This is a genomic window from Pseudomonas sp. MWU12-2345 (assembly GCF_023242385.1).
GTDB lineage: Bacteria > Pseudomonadota > Gammaproteobacteria > Pseudomonadales > Pseudomonadaceae > Aquipseudomonas > Aquipseudomonas gingeri_D.
The window spans coordinates 99,872-116,481 of sequence record NZ_JALLJA010000003.1; the positions used below are offsets into that span (position 1 = coordinate 99,872).

Annotated in this window: 19 protein-coding genes; 7 read left to right on the forward strand and 12 right to left on the reverse strand. The window is 61.1% G+C overall.

Annotated features, from left to right (window positions below; translation table 11 throughout):
- Positions 1-9: 9 nt before the first annotated feature.
- Both uraD and puuE read right to left on the reverse strand, forming a co-directional pair.
- A complete protein-coding gene (gene uraD / locus M5C71_RS08910; protein ID WP_248767647.1) occupies positions 10-525 on the reverse strand; it encodes a 2-oxo-4-hydroxy-4-carboxy-5-ureidoimidazoline decarboxylase in 516 nt (171 codons plus the stop codon).
- Positions 522-1,448: an allantoinase PuuE gene (gene puuE / locus M5C71_RS08915; RefSeq protein ID WP_178129730.1), complete on the reverse strand. Its 927-nt coding sequence runs from the start codon at positions 1,446-1,448 to the stop codon at positions 522-524. The genes uraD and puuE overlap by 4 nt, the downstream gene beginning before the upstream one ends.
- A 420-nt stretch (positions 1,449-1,868) precedes the next feature.
- Between puuE and uraH the strand changes: the two genes are divergently transcribed.
- Complete coding sequence (uraH, locus tag M5C71_RS08920; RefSeq protein WP_177094930.1) at positions 1,869-2,222, forward strand: hydroxyisourate hydrolase; 354 nt, start codon at positions 1,869-1,871, stop codon at positions 2,220-2,222.
- 229 nt (positions 2,223-2,451) lie between these two features.
- Here the strand turns inward: uraH and M5C71_RS08925 are convergent, their stop codons facing one another.
- The 3 genes from M5C71_RS08925 to M5C71_RS08935 all read right to left on the reverse strand — a co-directional run bounded on the left by M5C71_RS08925 (position 2,452) and on the right by M5C71_RS08935 (position 5,249).
- Positions 2,452-3,078: a LysE family translocator gene (locus tag M5C71_RS08925; RefSeq protein WP_248767648.1), complete on the reverse strand. Its 627-nt coding sequence runs from the start codon at positions 3,076-3,078 to the stop codon at positions 2,452-2,454.
- Between the two features lie 64 nt (positions 3,079-3,142).
- On the reverse strand, positions 3,143-4,492 hold the full coding sequence (locus M5C71_RS08930) for an NCS2 family permease (protein ID WP_248767649.1): 1,350 nt from the start codon (positions 4,490-4,492) through the stop codon (positions 3,143-3,145).
- A gap of 316 nt (positions 4,493-4,808) precedes the next feature.
- On the reverse strand, positions 4,809-5,249 hold the full coding sequence (locus tag M5C71_RS08935; protein ID WP_177101518.1) for a MarR family transcriptional regulator: 441 nt from the start codon (positions 5,247-5,249) through the stop codon (positions 4,809-4,811).
- Positions 5,250-5,332: 83 nt separating this feature from the next.
- Here M5C71_RS08935 and M5C71_RS08940 point away from each other — a divergent pair, with 83 nt between their 5' ends.
- The 3 genes from M5C71_RS08940 to M5C71_RS08950 all read left to right on the forward strand — a co-directional run bounded on the left by M5C71_RS08940 (position 5,333) and on the right by M5C71_RS08950 (position 7,634).
- Entirely contained in the window at positions 5,333-6,499 is a 1,167-nt protein-coding gene (locus M5C71_RS08940) for a PLP-dependent aminotransferase family protein (protein WP_248767650.1), read from the forward strand.
- Positions 6,500-6,509: 10 nt separating this feature from the next.
- Positions 6,510-7,112, forward strand: coding sequence for a glutathione S-transferase family protein (locus M5C71_RS08945; protein WP_103498212.1), 603 nt, complete (start codon positions 6,510-6,512; stop codon positions 7,110-7,112).
- A 126-nt stretch (positions 7,113-7,238) separates the two neighbouring features.
- Entirely contained in the window at positions 7,239-7,634 is a 396-nt protein-coding gene (locus M5C71_RS08950) for a lysozyme inhibitor LprI family protein (protein ID WP_248767651.1), read from the forward strand.
- Between the two features lie 12 nt (positions 7,635-7,646).
- Here M5C71_RS08950 and M5C71_RS08955 read toward each other — a convergent pair whose 3' ends face one another.
- The 5 genes from M5C71_RS08955 to M5C71_RS08975 all read right to left on the reverse strand — a co-directional run bounded on the left by M5C71_RS08955 (position 7,647) and on the right by M5C71_RS08975 (position 10,432).
- Positions 7,647-8,018, reverse strand: coding sequence for a glutathione S-transferase N-terminal domain-containing protein (locus tag M5C71_RS08955; protein ID WP_100940622.1), 372 nt, complete (start codon positions 8,016-8,018; stop codon positions 7,647-7,649).
- A gap of 103 nt (positions 8,019-8,121) precedes the next feature.
- Positions 8,122-8,667 carry a GTP cyclohydrolase I FolE gene (gene folE, locus M5C71_RS08960; RefSeq protein ID WP_017129709.1) on the reverse strand — a complete coding sequence of 182 codons (546 nt, stop codon included), beginning with the start codon at positions 8,665-8,667 and terminating at the stop codon, positions 8,122-8,124.
- A gap of 78 nt (positions 8,668-8,745) precedes the next feature.
- Positions 8,746-9,303 carry a Smr/MutS family protein gene (locus M5C71_RS08965; RefSeq protein WP_103498210.1) on the reverse strand — a complete coding sequence of 186 codons (558 nt, stop codon included), beginning with the start codon at positions 9,301-9,303 and terminating at the stop codon, positions 8,746-8,748.
- A gap of 76 nt (positions 9,304-9,379) precedes the next feature.
- Positions 9,380-9,700: a hypothetical protein gene (locus tag M5C71_RS08970; RefSeq protein WP_103498209.1), complete on the reverse strand. Its 321-nt coding sequence runs from the start codon at positions 9,698-9,700 to the stop codon at positions 9,380-9,382.
- A 138-nt stretch (positions 9,701-9,838) separates the two neighbouring features.
- Positions 9,839-10,432, reverse strand: a complete 594-nt coding sequence (locus M5C71_RS08975; protein ID WP_103498208.1) for a cysteine hydrolase family protein — start codon at positions 10,430-10,432, stop codon at positions 9,839-9,841.
- Between the two features lie 219 nt (positions 10,433-10,651).
- Here M5C71_RS08975 and prmB point away from each other — a divergent pair, with 219 nt between their 5' ends.
- Positions 10,652-11,560 carry a 50S ribosomal protein L3 N(5)-glutamine methyltransferase gene (gene prmB, locus M5C71_RS08980; RefSeq protein ID WP_103498207.1) on the forward strand — a complete coding sequence of 303 codons (909 nt, stop codon included), beginning with the start codon at positions 10,652-10,654 and terminating at the stop codon, positions 11,558-11,560.
- 516 nt (positions 11,561-12,076) lie between these two features.
- Positions 12,077-13,750, forward strand: coding sequence for a DEAD/DEAH box helicase (locus M5C71_RS08985; protein WP_103499836.1), 1,674 nt, complete (start codon positions 12,077-12,079; stop codon positions 13,748-13,750).
- Positions 13,751-13,930: 180 nt separating this feature from the next.
- Here the strand turns inward: M5C71_RS08985 and M5C71_RS08990 are convergent, their stop codons facing one another.
- Positions 13,931-14,698, reverse strand: coding sequence for a class III extradiol ring-cleavage dioxygenase (locus M5C71_RS08990; RefSeq protein ID WP_103499845.1), 768 nt, complete (start codon positions 14,696-14,698; stop codon positions 13,931-13,933).
- A gap of 110 nt (positions 14,699-14,808) precedes the next feature.
- Between M5C71_RS08990 and M5C71_RS08995 the strand changes: the two genes are divergently transcribed.
- Positions 14,809-15,468 (forward strand): thiopurine S-methyltransferase, encoded by a 660-nt coding sequence (locus tag M5C71_RS08995; protein WP_248767652.1) that lies wholly within the window; start codon positions 14,809-14,811, stop codon positions 15,466-15,468.
- A 64-nt stretch (positions 15,469-15,532) separates the two neighbouring features.
- On the opposite strand, the gene htpX is transcribed toward M5C71_RS08995, so the two are convergent.
- Entirely contained in the window at positions 15,533-16,420 is an 888-nt protein-coding gene (gene htpX / locus M5C71_RS09000; protein WP_103499304.1) for a protease HtpX, read from the reverse strand.
- Positions 16,421-16,610 lie beyond the last annotated feature (190 nt).

The window sequence follows — 16,610 nt, forward strand, 5'->3', positions numbered from 1 at the left end:
TACGGCTCGCTAAAGGGTCAGTAGGCGGAACAGGGCGATCTTGTTGATCTCGGCCAGCGCGCACTGGAACTCGGTGTCCACCGGGTTATGGATGCGCACTTCGAACGCGGCGAGGATCTGATGCCGGTTGCTGCCTTTTACCGCCATGATGAAGGGGAACTTGAACTTGGCTTTATAGGCGTCGTTCAGCTCGGTGAAGCGTTGGAACTCTTCGTTCGAGCATTGGTGAATGCCGGCGCCGGCCTGTTCGTTGGTGCTGGCTTCGGTGAGTTGGCCCTGCACGGCGGCTTTGCCGGCCAGGTCCGGGTGGGCGTTGATCAGGGCCAACTGGCTGGCGTGATCGGCGCTCAAGAGGATGTCGCTCATGCGCTGGTGCAGGGTCTCGACCTCGTCGAGGTCGGCGTCCTGGCCCAGGTCGAAAGCCTTTTCGGCGACCCAGGGCGAATGTTCGTAGATATCGGCGAAGGCCTGGATAAAGGCTTCGCGGCTCAAGGTCGAGGGCTTGAGGGTCTTGAAGGCCGTCATTTCGCGACTCCCTGGAAAGGGTGGGTGGCGTGCCAGTGGCGAGCGATATCGACCCGGCGACTGAACCAGACCCGGTCATGGCCTTTGACATATTCGATGAAGCGCTGGAGGGCGGCCAGGCGTGCCGGGCGGCCGATCAGGCGACAGTGCAAACCGATGGAGAGCATCTTCGGCGCTTCGTCGCCTTCAGCGTAGAGCACGTCGAAGGCGTCCTTGAGGTACTGGTAGAAATCGTCGCCCTTGTTGAAGCCTTGCACCTGGGTGAAGCGCATGTCGTTGGTATCGAGGGTGTAGGGAATTACCAGGTGCGGCTTACCGGTGGGGCTGTCGGGTTCCCAGTAGGGCAGGTCGTCGTCGTAGGTGTCCGAGTCGTAGAGGAAGCCGCCTTCCTCCATCACCAGCTTGCGGGTGTTCGGCCCGGTGCGTCCGGTGTACCAGCCCAATGGGCGTTCGCCGCTGATTTCGGTGAGGATGCGGATGGCTTCGAGCAGGTGCTCGCGCTCCTGGGCTTCGTCCATGTACTGGTAGTCGATCCAGCGGTAGCCGTGGCTGCAGATCTCGTGGCCGGCCGCGACCATGGCGCGGATCACGTCCGGGTGGCGCTGGGCGGCCATGGCCACGGCGAACACGGTCAGGGGAATATCGAAACGCTTGAACAGCTTGAGAATCCGCCACACGCCTGCACGGCTGCCATACTCGTAGAGCGACTCCATGCTCATGTTGCGCGCGCCCTGCAGAGGCTGCGCCGCGACCATCTCCGAGAGGAAGGACTCGGATTCCGGGTCGCCATGGAGGATGTTGCGTTCGCCGCCTTCTTCGTAGTTGAGCACGAAGGACAAGGCGATGCGGGCATTGCCCGGCCAGTGGGGGTGAGGCGGGTTGCTGCCGTAACCGATCAGGTCGCGTGGGTAGTCGGCGCTCACTGCAGTCTTCCTTCTTGTTCGTGGTGACGGTTGCGTGGTGCCCCGTCAAAACCGGGTGGCGTCACGGCGATGAAGTGATTGTATACAACTTTATAATCATTTTGTAAGCCCGTATTTTTGCATTTCTTTCCGTTTGATGACCGCAGGTTTCACCTCGGGGAACACTGCAAGAAACCTGCCTGATCGGTCAGCTAGTGGTTCTGAGGTCTTCTGCGGGCAAGTGATTGCGCTCTATTCGTGGCTGGCTGGGCCGAGCCGGGGGTGTTAGAAAAAAGCTTGAATTTATTGTGTACAATTTTTTGTAAAAGTGTCTTAATTATTTCCGGGCCGCCCCTCTGGGGCATGGCCTCTCCTTTATCCACTGACTCCGGGAGGCGCGAGGCCTGATCTGCCTGAAGGGCAGGGCGGCCCGCAGAAGCAATGGGACGTTTGACTACGCATGTTTTGGATGCCGCGCATGGCTGCCCCGGCAGTTCGATCAAGGTCGAGCTGTATCGGGTCGAAGGCGCACAGTTGGAGCTGGTCGCCAGCGCCCTGACCAACAGCGACGGGCGCTGCGATGCACCGTTGCTGCAAGGGGCCGACTACCGCTCCGGGGTCTATCAGTTGCAGTTCCATGCCGGTGACTACTATCGGGCTCGTGGCGTGGCGCTGCCGGAACCGGCGTTCCTCGACGTGGTGGTGCTGCGTTTCGGGATCAGTGCCGAGCAGGAGCACTACCACGTGCCGTTGCTGATTTCGCCCTACAGCTATTCGACCTACCGAGGCAGCTAGATTCCCCAAGCATCTGCGCCAAAGCTTCCTTGGTTATTTGCCCGCGTTCACTGCGGGCTTTTTTATGTCTGGCGATTGGGTTGGCAGAGGTTGTGATGGTGAATGTGAGGGCCTCTTCGCGGGCAAGCTCCGCTCCCACAGTTTTGTGTCTGTACACAATACCGAGGTTGACTCGGACATTGTGGGAGCGGAGCTTGCCCGCGAAGAGGCCAGTACTGGCACTGCATATCTAACGGCTCAACAAAGATATCGCCCCCGCCCCACCGAACAACCCGGCGCTGATCCGGTTGAACCAGCTCTGCCCTTTACCGCTTCGCAGATAACTCGCCGCGCCATGGGCGCCGAGGCCATAAGCCAGCTTGCACAGCAGATCCAACACGGTCCAAGTAGCGATCATCACCAGCAACTGGCCGAGAAACGCTTGGTCGGCCTTGAGAAACTGCGGCAGGAAGGCCGCGAAGAACAGGATGTCCTTCGGGTTGCTGGCACCGAGCACAAAGGCGCGCCCAAACAGGGCACGAAAGCGTGGGGCCGGCGCGGTTTCGGGCACATTCGCCGCCCGTGCCGGCTGTCGCGATTGCTGCCAGCTCTGCCAGGCGAGATAGAACAGGTACAGCGCGCCGACAATCTTCAGGGCGCTGAACACCTGTTCCGAAGCCAGCAGCAACGCACCCAGGCCCAGGGCCGAAGCGCTCAACAGGCAGATCGAGGCACTGACCCCGCCGAGAAAGGCCGGGTATGAACGACGCAATCCATAATTCAGGCTGTTGCTGATCATCAGCAGCGACAGCGGCCCGGGGATCAGGATCACCACCAGGGCGGCGCTGCTGAACAACAACCAGGTTTCCAGACTCATCAGGTTTCTCCCTTCGTACAAAAGCCCCACCGAAGTGAGGCTGGTTACTACCGCATGGGCTCTCTTACAGGAAGATGAACTTGGCGATAAAAATGGCGCACAGCACCCACAGGCTGACGGAAATATCCTTGAACTTGCCGGTCCCGGCCTTCAGTGCCACATAGGTGATAAAACCCAGGGCAATGCCATCGGCGACCGAAAAAGTCAGCGGCATCATGATCGCGGTCACAATCGCCGGAATACTGTCCGTCGCGTCGTCCCACTCGATATGCGCCATGCCGCTCATCATCAGCATCGCTACATAAATCAGCGCGCCGGCGGTCGCGTACGCAGGGATCATGCCAGCCAGCGGGGCAAAGAACATGGCCGCCACAAACAGGATACCTACAGTAACAGCGGTCAGACCAGTCCGACCACCAGCGGCAACACCCGCGGCACTTTCCACGTAGCTGGTAACGGGTGGCACACCGACCACGGCACCGAATACGCTGGAGACGCTGTCGGCTTTCATTGCCCGGGACAGGTTCTCGATACGGCCGTCGGGGTTGACCAGGCCGGCGCGCTGGGCGACGCCCATCAGGGTGCCGGCGGTGTCGAACATGTGCACGAAGAGAAAGGCCAGGACCACGCTGATCATGCTGACGTTGAATACGCCCTTCAGGTCCATGGCCATCCAGGTCGGGGCCAGGCTCGGTGGGGTGGAGAAGATGCCGTGGTATTCCACCAGGCCCAGGCCCCAGCCGGCCAGGGTCACGGTGATGATGCTGATGAGGATGGCGCCGAAGACCCGGTGGTAGCTGAGGATTGCGATCATCAGGAAACAGATGGCGGCCAGCAATGGGCCGGGTTCATGCAGGGCGCCGAGCCTGATCAGGGTGGCGGGGCTGGCAACGATGATCCCGGCGGTTTTCAGGCCGATCACCCCGAGAAACAGCCCGACGCCGGCACCCATCGCATGGCGCAGGCTGACGGGAATGCTGTTGAGCAGCCATTCGCGGATCCTCGACAGGGTCAGGGCCATGAACAGCACGCCGGAGATGAAGACCGCACCGAGGGCGGTTTCCCAGTGGTAGCCCATGGTGCCGACCACGGTGTAGGTGAAGAACGCGTTCAGGCCCATGCCCGGTGCGAGGCCCACCGGCCAGTTGGCGTAGAGGCCCATCAGCAGGCAGCCGAGGGCGGCGGCGATGCAGGTGGCGACAAAGGCGGCGCCATGGTCGATGCCGGCGTCGGCCATGATGTTCGGGTTGACGAAGATGATGTAGGCCATGGTGATGAAGGTGGTCACCCCGGCGATCAGTTCGGTTTTCACCGTGGTGCCATGCAACCTGAGCTTGAACAGGCGTTCCAGCAGGCCGGAACTTGACGGTGGCGACAGGTCCAGCAGGGGGGCTTCGGATTTGCGGCTTTCCACAGCGAGTACTCCTCAAGAGTTTTATTGTTATTTCCAGAGCCGGGCGCAGGGGCGGGCAACGGCTCTTTGAGGCAGCACGGGTTTGTTGACTGTAAAGTCAGGAACTCGCACGAAGCGAATTATGCTTTTGTATACAAATAAAGCAAATAATGTTTTTGGATTTGTGTGCGATACGTCGGAAGGTAGGATCTTGTTGGCGGGAGTAGTCGCGAAACCTGTAGGGGCCGGCTTGCTGGCGATTGCAATCTGGCAGTCGACATCTGTATCGCCTGTTAAACCGCTATCGCCAGCAAGCCGGCGCCTACAAGGGGGCGTATCAGGAAGGGCGGTTTTCTCCCAGCGCGAGGTTCACCGCCAGCCAGCCCTCCACCGCGGCCTCACCAGCCTGGGCGAAAGCCTTCTGCAACAACTTGACCTGCTCACGGCGCAACGACTCTTCCAGGCTCGCCCCGTCCGCCGTCAGGCGCAGCAGGCGCTTGCGCTTGTCGGCCTCGGACGCAACGCTGCGCACCAGGTCCATCTCGGTCAACTGGCGCAACGGCATGTTCAGCGCCTGCTTGCTGACGCCGAGCAAGGTCAGCAACTCCTTGACGCTCACGTCCGGATAACGGGCGATAAAAAACACAATGCGCTGGTGCACCCGGCTCAAGCCACGACGCTCGAGCATTTCGTCGGCCTTGGCGGTGAACGCCTGGTAGCCGAAAAAGAAGGCCTGCATGGCGTCTTGCTGCGCGTTTGAATTTTTAAGGTCAAGCATATTGACGTATCGGCTCGTGGCGGCGTAATTTCGGTCAAGCAGTTTGACGTACTTTCCGCTTACTTAGCTACCGGTGACCTGCCATGGCCTTCTCCGAACGCGTGACCCGTCTGAAAAGCTCTCTGATTCGCGAAATCCTCGCCGCCGCTCAACGCCCGGAAGTGATGTCCTTTGCCGGCGGACTGCCATCCGAAGCCATGTTGCCGACGCTGGACTGGGAGGGCCTGCCGGTCGCCTTCGGCCAATACGGCATGAGTGAGGGCGAACCGGCGCTGCGCGAGGTGCTGGCCGCCGAGGCGCGGGCGCTGGGGATCGACTGCCAGGCCAGCCAGGTGCTGGTGCTCAGCGGTTCCCAGCAGACCCTGGACCTGGTGGCCAAGCTGCATATCGACAAGGGCACCGAGATCCTCCTCGAAGGGCCGACCTACCTCGCCGCCTTGCAGATCTTCCAGCTGTTCGGCGCCGATTGCCTGACGATCCCCCAGGAACAGGACGGCCCCGACCTGCTCCAACTGCGTGCGCGCCTGGAAAACCACCAGCCGGCCTTCGTCTATTTGATTCCGACGTTCCAGAACCCGTCCGCCGTGCGCTACAGCGAAGCCAAGCGCGAGGCCGTCGCCGCCTTGCTCGACGAATTCGGCGTAACCCTGATCGAAGACGAACCCTATCGCGAGCTGACCTATGACGGCGGCAGCGCCCGGCCGATTGTCAGCCGTTTGAAGCGCAGCAGCTGGATCTATACCGGCACGGTGTCCAAGACCCTGGCCCCCGGGTTGCGGGTCGGTTACCTGATTGCCAGCCCGGACCTGTTCCCCCATCTGCTCAAGCTCAAGCAGTCGGCGGACCTGCACACCAACCGCGTCGGCCAGTGGCAGGCGTTGCAGTGGATCGGTACGGAAAAATATCGCCAGCACCTGGTGCAACTCCGGGACTTTTACCGGGTCCGACGGGATGCCTTTCAACAGGCATTGGAGCGCCACTTCGCTGACCTGGCCGATTGGCAGGTGCCGCAGGGCGGTTTGTTCTTCTGGCTGACCCTCAAACAGCCGCTGGATACCCGCACCTTGCTCGCCGACGCGTTGAGTCGGGATGTCGCATTCATGCCCGGCGAACCTTTTTTTGCCGAACCGGAGCGTAATCCGGGTAATCTTCGTCTCAATTTCAGTCACATCGCACCGGAGCGTCTGGACGAAGGTCTCAAGCGCCTGGCTGCTGTCATCCGTCACGCACAGGCTGCACAAGCGGCTTAAGGGGAGGGCCATGTACAAGGTTTATGGCGATTACCAGTCGGGCAATTGCTACAAGATCAAGCTGATGCTGCACCTGCTGGGGCAGGAATATCGCTGGCACCCGGTGGACATCCTCAAGGGTGACACCGAGACCCCGGAATTCCTGGCGAAGAACCCCAACGGCAAGGTGCCGGTGCTGGAGCTGGAAGACGGCACCTGCCTGTGGGAGTCCAATGCGATTCTCAACTTCCTGGCCGATGGCAGCGAATTCCTGCCCACCGAGCCGCGTCTGCGTACCCAGGTGCTGCAATGGCAGTTCTTCGAGCAGTACAGCCACGAACCCTATATCGCGGTAGCGCGGTTTATCGAGTTCTACCTGGGCTTGCCGGAAGAGCGTCGCGAGGAATACCTCAAGCTGCAGAAGCGCGGGCACAAGGCGTTGAAAGTGATGGAAAAGCAGCTTCAGCAAACCCCGTACCTGGTGGGCGAGCACTATTCGATTGCTGATATCGCGCTGTATGCCTATACCCATGTGGCCCATCAGGGCGGCTTCGACCTGAGCGAATACCCGGGTATCCAGGCCTGGTTGCTGCGGGTGGCCAGCCATCCGAAGCATGTCGGCATGCTGGATTGATCGGCAAATCCGGAAACACTTAAACCGGCCCCAGGGCCGGTTTATTTTTGCCCGCGCAAGCACTTTTGTCGCCGGCGAGGTCCTATCGAGAACTGTGTTTATTACCTACTAAACGGGGTGCCGTCCATGAAATATCCACGCGTAGGGTTTTTGACTGCCAGCCTGCTGGGCCTGGCCATGGGTGCACAGGCAGCCGACAACTGCGATGCCAACCAGGCGTCGATGAATGAATGTGCGGGCAAGGCGTTCAAGCAGGCCGACAATGACCTGAACACCTACTACAAGACCCAGATGGATTACCTGAAGAACCCGGCCAACAAGGCCGCGCTCCAGGATGCCCAGCGCAAGTGGCTGGCTTTCCGCGACGCCGATTGCCTGTATCAGAATGGCAAACCGGCGGACGGTGGTTCGATCTGGCCGCTGCTGGATCTGCAGTGCAAGACCGAGTTGACCAGGCAGCGGGCGGCGCAATTGAAGGCTTATACCGAGTGTCGTGATGAAACCAACGGCTGCCGCAACTGACGGCGACTGAACTCAGGCCGCGGCAAAACGCTTGTCCAGGTAATCGATGATCACCTTGGACTCGTACATCCAGGTGGTCTGGCCGTTTTCTTCGATACGCAGGCACGGCACCTTGATCTTGCCGCCTTGCTCGAGCAGGGTCTGGCGATCCTGTTCGTTGTTCTTCGCATCACGCAGCGCCACCGGCACGTTGAGGCGGCGCAGGGTACGACGGGTCTTCACGCAGAACGGGCAGGCGTGGAACTGATACAGGGTCAGGTCCCTGGCCGCGGCATCGACCTTGGCCTGGTCTGGCGCGGAGCGCTTTTGCTTGCTGGGGCGGGTGAGGAAATCGATGAAGATGATGAGTTGGCCCAGGCCGACTCGAAGTGCTTTGACGAACACGGGATAGCCTCGCGGGCGGTGGAGAAGGGGCGCAGCTTACCTGATTTTCTCCAGGCGAAAAAAAAACCGGCGATGAGTGCCGGTTTTTTCATGTCGCCCGATCTTACTTGATCAGCGCCAGGAACTCGCTGCGGGTCGCGGCGTTTTCGCGGAACTCGCCGAGCATCACCGAGGTGATCATCGACGAATTCTGTTTCTCCACACCGCGCATCATCATGCACATGTGCTTGGCTTCGATCACCACCGCGACACCCAGGGCCCCGGTCACCTGCTGGACCGCGTCGGCGATCTGGCGGCTGAGGTTTTCCTGGATCTGCAGGCGCCGGGCGTACATGTCGACGATACGCGCGACCTTGGACAGGCCCAGCACCTTGCCGCTCGGGATGTAGGCCACGTGGGCCTTGCCGATAAAGGGCAGCAGGTGGTGTTCGCACAACGAGTAGAGCTCGATGTCCTTGACCAGCACCATTTCGCTGTTGTCGGAGCTGAACAAGGCACCGTTGGTGACTTCTTCCAGGGTCTGTTCGTAACCGCGGCAAAGGTACTGCATGGCTTTGGCGGCGCGCTTGGGCGTGTCGAGCAGACCTTCGCGGGAGACGTCCTCGCCGAGTTGGCCGAGGATCGCGGTGTAATTCTGTTCCAGGGACATGAAGCTACCTGTGGGAGTTTACGCAAAGAGCAAGGATACGGCGGCTGGCAGCCGCCTGCAAATTCGATGACGGTTCGGTTACTCGTCGCGACCTTCCATCATGGTTCGTTTCAGCATCACATACACCGCGCCCGCGCCGCCATGCTTGGGCTGGCAGGAGGTGAACCCCAGGACCTGGGCGTGCTGACGGAGCCAGGTGTTGACGTGGCTCTTGATCATCGGGCGCTTGCCGTCCAGGCGTACGGCCTTGCCGTGGGTGACGCGCACGCAGCGGATTTCGAATTTGGTCGCCTCGGCAAGAAACGCCCAGAGGGTTTCCCGGGCTTTTTCCACACTCATGCCGTGCAGGTCGAGACTGCCTTCGAAGGGGATCTGGCCGATCTTGAGCTTGCGCATCTGGCTTTCCTGGACCCCGTCACGGGCCCAGTGCAGGTCGTCTTCGGGACCGACGTCGATGACGAACTGGTCGGACAGCCCGTCCACCGCGGTGTCCTGCACCCGCACCGTGGCCGCCTGGCGCAGCTTGGCCAGTTGCGCACGGTCGGACTTGGGCTTGCCGGTGTCGGCACGGTCATGCTTGATCGGCTTGACGCCACGGATCTCGCTTTTGAACAGGGAAAAGTCGTCGTCTTGCATGTCAGCCTCCGCAGGGCCTGGCAGTTTACCCAAGTCCCCCGGGTGTCGTCACAGTCGATTGCGCGCAGGTGCTTGATCAGTCGTGCTTTTTCATCAGGTGGGGGGCGATGTTCAGTCCATGGCGGCTGCGCATCCGACGACGGCTGCGGCGCCACAGCCAGACCCCGAACCAGAGCGTCAGCACGCCCACGCCCAAGGCCACCGCCGAACCGGTCGGCGTGGCATTCAAATCCCCGAGTGCCGGCGCATGGCCGAGCAGGCTGGCCGCCCCGGCCATCACCAGCAACACCCCGAAGGTGGCCAACAGCGCCGCAATGGCAGCGCTCAAACGCGAGCCCCAGGTGCTCTGGCCCCGGGGACGCAGGCGGCGAGCGTCAAAACCATCGGATATCTTCATTCCGATTTCCTCTATGAGTATCGGCCCTTCGACCGGGAGATGGTCGGCTTGTTCCTGATGTGTCCGGGAAATCGGAAAATGAGACGCAATTGACAGGACTAATGGATGGGCGGTCGCCAGGACAACCCATCGCCGCCGCTAGCCGATCAGGTCTTTGGTCTGCGCCAGGGTGGCGAAATTGTCCGCCATGATCGCCATCTCGGTGCGCTGGACCTGGGCGGCGCTGATGATTTCATCCTTGTAGGGCAGGTCGCGGGTCGCGCAGGCATCTTCCACCAGGGTGCAGCGGAAGCCCAGGTTCTTGGCCGCGCGCACCGTGGTGCTGACGCTGGAGTGGCTCATGAAGCCGCAGACGATCAGGTCCAGGGAGCCGAGTTCCTGCAGGTGCTTCTCCAGGCCCGTGCCGTGAAAGGCGCTGGGCAGCAGCTTGCCGATCAGGGTTTCGTCGCCCTGGGGTTCCAGCCCCGGAATGAACTCACCGCGCTCGCCCTGGGGATCGAACAGACCGCCCACGGTGCCCAGGTGACGGATATGCACGATAGGCCGTCCGGCCTGGCGGGCTGCGGCAACCAGTTGCTTGATATTGTCGACGGCAGCGTCCATGCCGGACAAGGCCAGCGGGCCACTGAGATATTCTTTCTGGGCGTCGATGATCAACAGGCTGGCATGGCTCAGATTGGCGGCTGCATAACCACGACCGCTGAGTTGAAACATCGTCTTTGGAACGGACATTCGGGGCTCCTTTGAGTGGGGCTTTTACCGCATTGTCCTCCGGCTGAGCGCGTATGTGAATCGCAACCCGTGCAGGCGGCGTGGTTATTGGGCTGTAGCCGTGTCAAGGGTTGTTTGCCGGCGTGTGAAACCGCGCTCGATGATGTCTTTTTGCCTTATTTTCACCCGGTGCTGGTTTGACTGTTAGAATCCCCCGTCGTTTTTTTCAGGAGCCTCCCCGTGATCAATTCCCGCCTGCGCACGCTGCGCGACCATATTCGTTGGGCTGTCAGCCGCTTTCATGGCGCGGATCTGTTTTTCGGCCATGGCACCGACAATGCCTGGGACGAGGCGCGTCAATTGGTGCTGGGGGCCTTGCACCTGCCTTGGGAAATTGCCGACAGCTATCTCGACTGCCGCCTGGAAGACGACGAACTGAGCCGTTTGCAGCACTTGCTCAAGCGCCGCATCGAAGACCGTGTGCCCACTGCTTACCTGTTGGGTGAGGCGTGGTTCTGCGGCATGTCGTTTATCGTCGATGAGCGGGTGCTGATTCCGCGTTCGCCGATCGGCGAGTTGATCGAAGGTCACTTCGCTCCCTGGCTGGCGAATGAGCCGGCGCGGATTCTCGACCTGTGCACCGGCTCCGGCTGCATCGGCATCGCCTGTGCCTATGAGTTCCAGCAGGCGGAAGTGGTGTTGGCCGACCTGTCTTTCGAAGCGCTGGAAGTGGCCAACCAGAATATCGAGCGCCATGGTGTCGATGAGCGGGTGTTCACGGTCCAGGGCGATGGCTTCGATGGTCTGCCCGGTCAGCGTTTCGACCTGATCGTCTCCAATCCTCCTTATGTGGATGCCGAGGACTTTGCCGACATGCCGGAGGAATACCAGCACGAGCCCGAGTTGGGCCTGGCCTGCGGCGAAGACGGCCTGAACCTGGTGCGACGGATGCTGGCCGAGGCGGCGGATCATCTGACCGAGAAGGGCCTGCTGATTGTCGAGGTCGGCAACAGCCAGGTGCATGTCGAGGCGTTGTACCCCGAGGTGGATTTTGCCTGGCTGGACTTCGAGCGGGGCGGGCATGGCGTGTTCATGCTGACCGCCGAGCAGTGTCGTGCGCATCAGGCGCTGTTTGCCGCGAAAATCTGAAGAACGACACCGACCTGTAGGAGCCGGGCTTGCCCGCGAAGCTTTTGGCGCCCTCAAGGACGCCTTCGCGGGCAAGCCCGGCTCCTACAGGTTTTGCCGTGTTCTGGAGATCGCCGAACGCTTGAGCAATCCTGGCGGACATATTCCCGACGAGTGAACCGTTTAAGTCGCCAGGCCCGCCCGGCAAGGTGAGCCAGAGGCAAACCTTCCCTCGATTATCCGCAAAGCCCGCCATAGAGAGGCGTACAGCGATATTTCGAGATAAATAAATCTCCCTTTTTTCGCCAATTCCGGTATAGTGCGCGCCGGCCTTTAACCGGGCCGCGTTTAGGTAATGCAATTCCCCGAAGTCAGCTTCGGCTGCTGTCCGCCATGCGGACTATCCTTGACGATTCTTTCATTCAATCGTTTTCGCAAATCCCCGCCGACAAAGCTGCCAGGGTGACTCTCAGAGTCTTACAAGGCATGCGCAGCTTTGGAGCATGGGTCTTTGCGGATGCACTTAGAGGCAGACCCATGACCCAGGAAATCGGCGGCTTCGCCGCTTTTAATCTTAATCCGAATATTCTTGCAGCCGTCACCGCGACTGGCTACGAAGAGCCTTCGGCTATCCAGCAGCAATCGATCCCGATCATCATGGCCGGCCACGACATGATTGGCCAGGCGCAAACCGGTACGGGTAAAACCGCTGCGTTCGCCCTGCCGATCCTGCATCGCATCGATCCTGCTAAGCGCGAACCGCAAGCCCTGATCCTGGCGCCAACCCGTGAGTTGGCGTTGCAAGTAGCAACCGCTTTCGAAACCTACGCCAAGCAAATGCCGGGCGTTACCGTTGTGGCCGTTTACGGCGGCGCGCCCATGGGCCCACAACTGAAAGCAATCCGTAATGGCGCACAGATTGTTGTCGCCACTCCGGGCCGTCTGTGCGACCACCTGCGTCGTGACGAAAAAGTCCTGGCCACCGTGAACCACCTGGTTCTCGATGAAGCGGACGAAATGCTCAAGCTCGGCTTCATGGACGACCTGGAAGTCATCTTCAAGGCCTTGCCGGCAACCCGCCAGACCGTTTTGTTCTCGGCGACCCTGCCGCAGTCGATCCGCGCCATTGCCGAACGCCACCTGCGCGATCCGCAACACGTCAAGATCCAGACCAAGACCCAGACCGTGACCGCGATCGAACAGGCTCACCTGTTGGTTCACGCCGACCAGAAGACCTCGGCTGTGCTGAGCCTGCTGGAAGTCGAGGATTTCGACGCCCTGATCATGTTCGTGCGCACCAAGCAAGCGACCCTGGACCTGGCCAGTGCCCTGGAAGCCAAAGGCTACAAAGCCGCTGCGCTGAACGGTGACATCGCCCAGAACCAGCGTGAGCGCGTGATCGACTCCCTCAAGGATGGCCGTCTGGACATCGTTGTGGCGACCGACGTTGCTGCTCGTGGCCTGGACGTTCCGCGTATCACTCACGTATTCAACGTCGACATGCCGTACGATCCTGAGTCCTACGTTCACCGTATCGGCCGTACCGGCCGTGCCGGTCGCGAAGGTCGTGCGCTGTTGCTGGTGACTCCACGTGAGCGCCGCATGCTGCAAGTGATCGAGCGTGTAACCGGTCAGAAAGTTGCCGAAGTCCGCCTGCCGGATGCCCAGGCCGTTCTCGATGCGCGCATCAAGAAACTGACCAACAGCCTGTCGCCACTGGTAGCCGATGCTGAATCGACCCACGGCGAACTGCTGGATCGCCTGACCGCCGATATCGGTTGCAGCCCGCGTGCCCTGGCCGCGGCCCTGCTGCGCAAGGCCACCAATGGCCAGGCGCTGACCCTGGCGGCGATCGAGAAAGAGCGTCCGCTGGTGCCGAACAACGCGCCACGTGGCGATCGTCCGGAGCGTTCCGGTGACCGTCCCGAGCGTAGCGATCGTGAGCGTCGTGCCCCGGTGCCATTGGCCGAAGGCCGTGCCCGCTGCCGTACCGCGCTGGGTGCGCGTGACGGTATCGCCGCCAAGAACCTGCTGGGTGCCATCCTCAACGAAGGTGGCCTGGCCCGTGAAGCGATCGGTCGCATCCAGGTGCGTGACAGCTTCAGCCTGGTGGAACTGCCGGAAGATGGTCTGGAGCGTCTGCTGACCAAGCTGAAGGACACCCGTGTGGCTGGCAAGCAGCTCAAGCTGCGTCGCTACCGCGAAGATTGATCAACCCCCGGGTTGATTGATCGATAAAAAAATCCCCGACTGGTTCGGGGATTTTTTTTGCCTGCTGTAGGAGCGAGCTTGCTCGCGATGGGCGTCAACGATAACGCGGGGCATCTGATACCCCGCGGTGCCTGAGCCATTATCGCGAGCAAGCTCGCTCCTACAGGGGATTGGTGGGGGTCAGGCGAAGCGATAGATGTCCATGCCCAGCGCGCCCATGGTGAACCCCTTGTGGGCGATGCTCATCTGGCCACCGGCGCCACGGGCGAAATACAACGGCAGCAGGTGCTCGTCACTGGGGTGGCTGCGCACGGCGTAGGGCGCCTGTTTGCGGTAGTCGTGCAGGGCGGCTTCGTCATCGGCAGCGAGTTTGTCGACCATCCAGTCGCGGAAGGCCTTGGCCCACGGCTCGATGCTGTCGGGGCCGGCATGCCAGTCCAGTTCTCCGAGGTTATGGGTAATGCTGCCGGAGCCGATCAGCAGGATGCCCTGGGCCCGCAGGCCGCTGAGGGCATGCCCGATACGGGTTTGCAAGGCAGGGCCCATGCGGCTTGGCAAGGACACCTGGACCACCGGGATATCGGCTTGCGGGTACATCAGCGACAGGGGCACCCAGACCCCATGGTCGAATGGGCGCTGGTCATCGAGGCGGGCGGCCAGGCCATCGGCGTTGAGCAGGGCGACAATCTCGGCGGCCAACTGCGGTTCGCCGGGTGCCGGGTACTGCACGGCGAACAGTTCCCGTGGAAAACCACCGAAGTCGTGCCAGGTTTCCGGCTGCGGATTGCTGCTGACCCGCAGGTCCTGGCTTTCCCAGTGGGCCGAGACGATGACGATGGCCTTCGGTCGCGGCAGCTCGGCCGCCAGGCGGGCCAGGGCCGGGCCGCTGGCGCCGGGGTCCAGGGCCAGCATGGGTGAACCGTGGGAGATGAACAGGCTGGGGAGCATAATGAAAGTCCTGAGCGTCAAGTTTAAGATGACGCCATCTTCAATCAGATCATTGATCTAAATCTAATATAAGTTTTAGTGCTTTTTGATCGAATTTTCAGGGTGAGCCTATGCAACCGGAATTTTGGCACAAGCGTTGGGAACACAATCAGATCGGCTTTCACCTGGAGCAGGTCAACCTCCATCTACAGCGCTTCTGGCCCGACCTGGCGCTGCCGATAGAGGCGCGGGTGCTGGTGCCCTTGTGTGGCAAGAGCCTCGATCTGGCCTGGTTGGCGGCCCAGGGCCTGCGCGTCTTGGGGGTGGAGTTGTCGGAGAAGGCCGTGGAGGCTTTTTTTGCCGAGCAGCAGCTCAAGCCGCTGATACGCCGGCAGGGTGAGTTCATGGTCTATGAGGCGGGTCCGCTGGAACTCTGGTGTGGAGACTTCTTCGCCTTGACGGCCGCCGACGTGGCCGACTGTGTGGGGCTGTATGACCGGGCGGCGCTGATCGCCTTGCCACCGCCAATGCGCGAGCGTTATGCGGCGCATTTGAGCGGGATACTGGCGGCGGGCACCCAGGGCTTGTTGATCACCCTCGACTACGATCAGACCCAGCTCGACGGGCCGCCGTTCGCCTTGCTCGATGGCGAGGTCCGGCGCTTGCTGGAGCCGCAGTGGCAGCTTCAGGTGGAGGATGAACAGGATGTGCTTGGCGAGAGCTGGAAGTTTCTCCAAGCTGGTGTGACCCGGCTTGATGAGCGGGTTTACCGGCTGGAGAAGGTTTTGTAATCAGGGGCGGGAAATGCAAAAGGGCGACTTTCGTCGCCCTTTGCGTTGTGCCTGTGAGGTCTGATCAGCCGCGACGACGCAGGGCTTCGATACGCTCTTCCAGCGGCGGGTGGCTCATGAACATCTTCGCCAAGCCCTGTTTCAGGCCGCCGTTGATACCGAAGGCGTTCAGGGTATCCGGCATGTGCACCGGCAGGCCCTGTTCGGAGCGCAGGCGTTGCAGGGCGCCGATCATCGCGGCGGTACCGGCCAGGCTGGCACCGGCTTCGTCGGCGCGGAATTCACGCTTGCGCGAGAACCACATGACGATGGCGCTGGCCAGGAAACCCAGGACCAGTTCGGCGAAGATGGTCGCCACATAGTAGGCGATACCCTGGCCCTCTTCGTTCTTGAAGATGACCTTGTCGACGAAGTTGCCGATGATCCGCGCAAAGAACATCACGAAGGTGTTCACCACGCCCTGTATCAGCGCCAGGGTGACCATGTCGCCATTGGCCACGTGGCCGATCTCGTGGGCCAGCACGGCCTTCACTTCATCGGGCGAGAAGCGTTCCAGCAGGCCCTGGCTGACCGCGACCAGCGCGTCGTTCTTGTTCCAGCCGGTGGCGAAGGCGTTTGCCTCGTAGGCCGGGAAGATACCCACCTCGGGCATCTTGATCCCGGCGTCGCGGGACAGTTGCTCGACGGTTTGCAGCAGCCACTGCTCATGGCGGGTACGAGGCTGGGTGATGAGCTGGGTGCCGGTGCTCATCTTCGCCATCCACTTGGAGATGAACAACGAGAACAGCGAACCGGCGAAACCAAAGACCGCACAGAAGACCAGCAGCTGATTGAGGTTGAGATCAACCCCGTTGGCCGCCATGAACCCGTTGAAGCCGAAAAGGCTCAGGGTGATGCTGGCAATCAGCACGACCGCCAGGTTAGTGGCCAAGAACAGCAGGATGCGCATCATGGTTGAAAGTTTCTCCTCAGCTAAAGATGTAGCGTCATGCGGGGTATATAAGGTGCAGCTGCGACCTATTCAACCGGGTGACTATTTCAAACTGTGTCCTACAGCTTGATTCTAGCCGCTTGCCAGTCATTTCCTAATGGAGGGCTTGGGTTTTCGAGGCGTTGCAACGCCGCACGCCCCGTTGAAACCG